This window comes from Candidatus Pelagibacter communis, from assembly GCF_012932795.1.
Lineage (GTDB): Bacteria > Pseudomonadota > Alphaproteobacteria > Pelagibacterales > Pelagibacteraceae > Pelagibacter > Pelagibacter ubique_S.
Genome location: NZ_LANA01000001.1, coordinates 756,530 through 763,172, shown reverse-complemented (window position 1 = coordinate 763,172; position 6,643 = coordinate 756,530). Strand labels below are relative to the sequence as shown.

Below are 6,643 nucleotides of genomic sequence, written 5' to 3'. Positions count from 1 at the left end.
GGAAGAAGCTGAAAAAATGGCTGGTGAACATATTATTAATTATATGAAATGGGTTTGTCACTGGAGAGGATTAGGTAATCATATGGATCCAGATGAAGAACTGCCTGAAACTAAACATAAGCTAGACTTGCTTAATTATGATTTTCTTCATAAAAGAAACCTTTTGTTTGGAACTCCGGAGTATGTGGTCAATAAAATTAATGAATTAAAATCTGAATTGAATTTACAAAACTTACAAGTGTGGTCTAATTTTCCTGGGATAGATCATGAGGCTTGTATGAGAAGTATAAAACTGTTCAATGATGAAGTTATACCGAAGATTAATTTAGATAATTCAAGTATAGAAAAAGCAAGTTAATGAAACTGGAACTTAGAAAGTTTACAAAATTTCTAGATAAAACTTTCATTGAAGGTGGTAAAGAAGCTAAAGAACCTGTTCTACTTGTCTCAGTGGCAGCTGTTTTTAAAAATCCATGGAGTGGAAAAGGTTTTGTTGAAGATTTAAAACCAATCATTTTAGATTTGGCTCCTAGGCTTGGAGATATCTTAGTTCCAGAACTAATCAAAGAAATTGGTTCAGCAGAAAAAATTTTAGCCTACGGTAAGGCTGGAACTGTGGGTTTGAATGGAGAAATTGAACATGCCTCTGCATTTATTCACACTTTAAGATTTGGAAATAAATTTAGAGACGCTGTTGGTGGAACATCCTATTTAAGCTTTACTAATACCAGGGGCCCTGCTGGATCAAAAATATCCATCCCAATGATGCATAAAACAGATTCTGGGTTAAGACCTTATTATCTAACTCATGAATTTACTATACATGACGCTCCTTTTGATGATGAAATTGTTATTGCTATCGGTGGAGCCTCAAGTGGCAGGGCACATGCAAGAACTGGTGACAGATATCAAGATATGAAGGAAATGGGACTAGACCCTAAATAAATTAATGCCTCACAATTTTGATCCAAATCAAAATTATTACTCATTCATTGATAATAACACAGATCCATTAGTATTTATTCATGGTGTTGGATTAGATCATAAAATGTGGGAGCCTCAAATTAATTCTTTAGATAATCATTCAATAATTACTTATGATTTATTAGGTCATGGAAAAACTCCTTACAGTCAAGCAAATGTTACTTTAAATAATTTTTCAAACCAATTAAATGATTTAATAAATTTTTTAAAAATAGATAAAATTCATCTCATTGGATTTTCTTTAGGTTCTTTAATAGCATTAAACTTCGCTTCAAAATTCCAGGATAAATTAAAAACTTTAACGTTAATTGGAACTACATATGGACGAACTATAGAACAAAGAGGTTTGGTTATAGAAAGATTTGAACAAGCCAAGTTAAACAAACCTATTTCAAAACAAGCACTAAAGAGATGGTTTTCCGATGAATATTTAAATAAACACCCGGAAATTTATGATCAATTTATAAAAATTTTGACAAAAGATGGTGAGGATCATTTAAATTTTTTAAAAGCTTATAAGTTATTCGCGTATCATCAAGATGATGTAAATATGATAAAAAATATAAAAACTAAAACTCTTGTAATGACAGGATCAGATGACTCAGGTTCAACAGTTGAGATGTCAAAATCTTTATCTAAAGATCTAATAAACTCAAGTTTTACTGAGATAAATAATGGAAAACATCTTTGTAGTATAGAGTGTGCAGATGATGTAAATATAAATCTTAAAAATTTTATCAATAGTTAAATGACAAAAATTCAAAACTTTAAAATGTATATAGATGGTCAATGGATTGACTCAGAATCTGGTAAAACTATTGAAACTTTAAACCCAGAGAATAATGAAGTGTGGGCAACTGTACCTGAAGCAAGTACAAAGGATGTTGATAGAGCAGTTAAAGCTGCACAAAAAGCTTTTGAAACATCGTGGGCGAATTTATATCCAAGGGATAGAGCTAAATATTTAAGATCTTTAGCAAATCAATTAAGAGAAAATGCTGAACACCTTGGTGCTATTGAAACTAAAGATACAGGAAAAATTTTTAGGGAAACTAAGACACAGGCTAATTATATAGCAGAATATTATGATTATTTTGCAGGCCTTGCTGATAAGATTGAAGGAACTGTTGTTCCAATAGATAAACCAGATATGCAAGTTACAACAACTAGAATACCTATTGGTGTAGTTGCAGCAATTATTCCATGGAATTCTCAAATGTTATTAACCGCTGTAAAGCTCGCGCCTGCATTAGCAATGGGAAATACAGTAGTTATAAAAGCATCAGAACTTGCTCCAGTTACTTTATTGGAATTTGCAAAGTTAGTTGATAAATCTGGAATTCCCAAAGGAGTTGTGAATGTGATTACTGGTTTAGGAGAACCTTGTGGCAAAGCCTTGACTGCACATGATCTTGTTGAAAGAATAGCTTTTACTGGTGGACCTGAAACAGCAAAACATATTATAAAAAATTCTGCTGAAAATTTATCTCAAGTAAGTTTGGAACTTGGTGGTAAAAGTCCAGTTGTAGTATTTAATGACGCTGAGCAAGAAAATGCACTAAATGGAATTACTGCAGGAATTTTTGGTGCAAGTGGTCAAAGTTGTATTGCAGGATCAAGACTTTACATTCAGTCAGGTATATATGATGAATTTTTAGATAAGTTAGTAGCTAAAGCAGAAAAAATAAAACTAGGCGCTCCAATGGATAAGGATACCCAAATGGGTCCTTTAAATAGTTTTAAGCAATTAGAAAATATTGAAAAAAATATTAAAGCTACTATCGAACAAGGTGGGAAAGTTAAATGTGGTGGAAAAAGATCAAGTATATCGAATAAAGGCTATTATTTCCCAGCTACAATAATTGAATGTAAAAATCATAATTTACCTACAGCAGAAAATGAATTATTTGGTCCAGTGTTATCTGTAATGAAATTTGATACTGAAGAAGAAGCAATTAAACAAATGAATGATAACAAATATGGCTTATCTTCTGGAGTGTATACAACAAATCTTGGAAGAGGAATGAGAGTTTCTAAAGCAGTAAGAGCTGGAATAGTATTTGTAAACACTTATAGATTAATTTCACCAATGGCACCTTTTGGTGGCATTAAAGATAGTGGTTATGGTAAAGAAGCTGGTATCGAGTCGGTTAAAGAATACACAAGGATAAAAACTACATGGTATAATTCTTCGGACAAACCGATGACTGACCCATTTACAATGGGATAATCATTTGCCTTTAAAGCATTTATTAATTTTACTTTTTATAGCTGTAGCACATGGAAGTGCTTTTCCTATTACAAAACTAGTCTTGAATGACTCAGTTCCTCCAATTCTAATGGCATCACTTAGAATGGGATTGGTGTTAATTTTTTTAATACCTTTTTGGAAATTTAAAATACCAGAAAAAAAATATATCTATTCGTTAGTAGCTTTTTCTATTTTTATGGGTGTTATGGTTTACTCATTTATGACTTTATCACTCTACTATTCATCAATTATATCTCCCGTAATAGTAGGATCACAACTTGCAATTCCTTTTGGAGTCCTAGCAAGTGCCATGATTTTGAATGAAAATATAAATTCAAAAAAATGGATATTGATTTTTAGTTCATTTATTGGGACTCTAATAATATTTTTTGATCCAAAATTAGCTAACAATCTTTTAGGTTTATTTTATGCAAGTTTAATGGCTTTATCTTTTGGTTTAGCTCAAGTCTATTCTAGAAAATTAAGGAGTTTAGATATAAGTTTAACTAATGCATTTACAGGTTTGTTTGGTTTTATAATTTTATTAATAATCTCTTATTTTATCGAGGGTGATACAGTTAATAATATCTTATCTATTAATTTTAATTCTTGGTTATTAATTTTCTATCAAGCAATTGTTGTTTCTTTGGGTGCTCACTTACTAATGTTTTATCTATATAAATTTTATACTGTTGGTCAAATTTTTCCCTCTTACTCTTTGTTTCCAATTTTTGGGATTGGACTAACTTTTTTAATATTCGGTGAAATTCCCACAATTTTATTTCTAGTTGGTAGTATAATTGTCCTAAGTTCAGTCTTTTTACTTAGTAAAATAAGATAATTTATCGATTGAAATATTTGATTAATCATAATTAAATCAGTTTTTATAAATTTTTAACAATAAAAAAGGAAAATAATGAAAAAACTATTTATTGCTGCATTTATGTTTGTGTCGACTTTTACATCAAACTTATTCGCAGACGGACATGCGATTAAAATGGGAATTATTTTAGGATTTACTGGTCCTATTGAATCCCTAACACCAGCTATGGCTGCATCTGCAGAGCTTGCTTTCAAAGAAGCTTCTGACTCAGGATCACTTTTAGGTGGAAAAAAAATTGAAGTAGTTAGAGCAGACTCAACTTGTGTTGACTCGGCAGCAGCAACTGCGGCAGCTGAAGGTGTTATTGCGCAGGGTGTTGCAGCTATTATGGGTGCTGATTGTTCAGGTGTAACTGGTGCTATTGCATCAAACGTTGCTGTACCAAATGGTGTAGTAATGATTTCACCATCTGCAACATCACCAGGACTTACAACTTTAGATGACAAGGGGTTCTTTTTTAGAACAGCTCCTTCAGATGCTAGAGGTGGACAAGTTTTAGCTGATATTACAAAAGACAGAAGAATTAAGAGTGTTGCTATTACTTACACAAATAATGACTATGGAAAAGGTTTGGCTGATGTTTATAAAGCAGCAGTTGAAGCTCATGGTATTAAAGTAACAACTACATCAGCTCATGAAGATGGAAAAGCTGATTACTCATCTGAAGTAGCTACTTTAGCTGCAGCAGGTGGTGATGCGGTTGCTGTAATTGGTTACCTAGACCAAGGTGGAAAAGGAATTATACAAGGCTCTTTAGACTCTGGTGCGTTTGATAAATTTATTTTATCTGATGGTATGATTGGTGAGTCTTTAACTGATACTTTTGGAAAAGATTTAAATAAATCTTTTGGTTCAATGCCTGGTTCAATGAATAAAAAAACAGCAGGTACTTTTACAACTGTTGCAAAAGCAGCTGGTATTGACTCTTCAGGACCATATACTGGTGAATCTTACGATGCAGCAGCTTTAATCGTACTAGCTATGCAAGCAGGTGGATCAGCTGATAGAGCTTCTATTGCAAAAAACGTAATGGATGTTGCTAATGGTCCTGGAACTAAAATTTATCCAGGTGAGCTTCAAAAAGCTTTAGATTTGTTAGCAAAAGGTAAAAAAGTTGACTACGAAGGTGCAACTGGAGTTTCTTTTACTAGCGTAGGTGAAGCTGAGGGTTCTTTCTTAGAAAAAGAAATTAAAGGTGGAAAATTTAAAAATAAAAAACAAAGATAGTTAATATCTTAATTTTAAAACCCTCAGCAGTGAAAATTGCTGCGGGTTTTTTTTAATTTAAAAATTATTAGTAAACTAACTTAAAATAAGATAAAAAATCCACCTTATCTTTTTTCTCTAAAATCTGCCCTTAGTGTTGATAAAATAATTATAGCTAAAAAGATTAAACAAATTAAATTCATTGTTTTCCAACTTGTTAATGCTAAGAAAACTCCTGCTGATAAACTTGATATTGCTTGAATAGAATAAACAATTAAATCATTAAAGCCTTGTGCCTTAAATTTTTCATCTTCCCTATAAGACAGAACTAATAAACTAGTTCCAGATATAAATAAAAAATTCCAGCCAAATCCTAAAAATATCAGAGCAATTAAATAATTAACAAAGTTTTGTTCAAAAAGACTAGTCAAAATTGTTATTAAAAATAAAGCAACACCTGCATACATTATTTTACTGTGACCAAATCTTCTTATCAAATTACCTGTAACTAATGATGGCAAAAACATTGCTGCAATATGAAGTTGAATTACAAACCCTGTTTTAGTTAAACTTATTTTTTCCATTACATGCATACTTATTGGAGTTGCAGTCATTAAAAATGACATCACAGCATAGGCAAACGCAGAAGCTACTAAAGCTTGTAGAAATCTTGGTTGAGAAATTAATTCTAAATAACTGCGCTTAATTTTTTTATTAACACGATTTGGTTTATGTCCATCTTCATAAAATAATAAAAAAATTGTTGAAGTAAGAGTTAAAGCTGCAAGTGCAATATAAGATCCAGCATATAAATGTTCAGCTATAATATCTTTTGTTATATTAGCAACATTTGGTCCTATAAAAGCTGAACCTATTCCAGCTAATAATATTATTGATATTGCCTTAGGTGCCATATCTTTTTTTACTGTTTCAACAGCTGCAAAACGATATTGATGACTAAAGGCTACTCCTGCTCCAAGTAAAAAGCATGAAAAATTAAACAAAATAAAACTTTCATTAATTATTGCGTAAGCAGCTAGAAGAGATGACATAGAGCTCACTACAGAAGCAAGCATAAAGCCTGCTCTACGTCCAATTACACTCATTACCTTTGCAGCAAAAATTGCAAAAATAGCTATACCTACAATTGATAAAGCCATCGGTAAAGTTGCTAAAGATTTTACTGGGCTAAATTGAGAACCAATTATTCCACTTAAAAAAACTGTTACGGGTGCTGCTGTGAAAGCAAAAACCTGACTTAAAATCAGCAACCATAAATTTTTGTTCATTAAAAAAAATATTTGTCACCAATGTACATA

6 protein-coding genes and 1 pseudogene are annotated in these 6,643 nt (G+C 31.6%); 6 read left to right on the top strand and 1 reads right to left on the bottom strand.

Annotated features, from left to right (window positions below; all coding sequences use genetic code 11):
* The 6 genes and pseudogenes from VP91_RS04005 to VP91_RS03980 all read left to right on the top strand — a co-directional run.
* Positions 1-358, top strand: a pseudogene (locus tag VP91_RS04005) (LLM class flavin-dependent oxidoreductase); the annotation flags it as partial.
* The gene (locus VP91_RS04000) at positions 358-945 is read left to right on the top strand and encodes an amino acid synthesis family protein (RefSeq protein ID WP_169036140.1); all 588 of its coding nucleotides are present in this window, start codon (positions 358-360) and stop codon (positions 943-945) included. The pseudogene VP91_RS04005 and the gene VP91_RS04000, both read left to right, overlap by 1 nt.
* Positions 946-949: 4 nt before the next feature.
* Positions 950-1,732 (top strand): alpha/beta fold hydrolase, encoded by a 783-nt coding sequence (locus VP91_RS03995; protein ID WP_169036139.1) that lies wholly within the window; start codon positions 950-952, stop codon positions 1,730-1,732.
* Positions 1,733-3,214 (top strand): aldehyde dehydrogenase, encoded by a 1,482-nt coding sequence (locus VP91_RS03990; RefSeq protein WP_169036138.1) that lies wholly within the window; start codon positions 1,733-1,735, stop codon positions 3,212-3,214.
* A 4-nt stretch (positions 3,215-3,218) separates the two neighbouring features.
* Positions 3,219-4,076, top strand: a complete 858-nt coding sequence (locus VP91_RS03985; RefSeq protein ID WP_248289217.1) for a DMT family transporter — start codon at positions 3,219-3,221, stop codon at positions 4,074-4,076.
* A gap of 75 nt (positions 4,077-4,151) precedes the next feature.
* Positions 4,152-5,345: an ABC transporter substrate-binding protein gene (locus tag VP91_RS03980; RefSeq protein WP_169036137.1), complete on the top strand. Its 1,194-nt coding sequence runs from the start codon at positions 4,152-4,154 to the stop codon at positions 5,343-5,345.
* A 104-nt stretch (positions 5,346-5,449) separates the two neighbouring features.
* Here VP91_RS03980 and VP91_RS03975 read toward each other — a convergent pair whose 3' ends face one another.
* A complete protein-coding gene (locus tag VP91_RS03975; protein WP_169036136.1) occupies positions 5,450-6,613 on the bottom strand; it encodes an MFS transporter in 1,164 nt (387 codons plus the stop codon).
* Between the last annotated feature and the right edge of the window lie 30 nt (positions 6,614-6,643).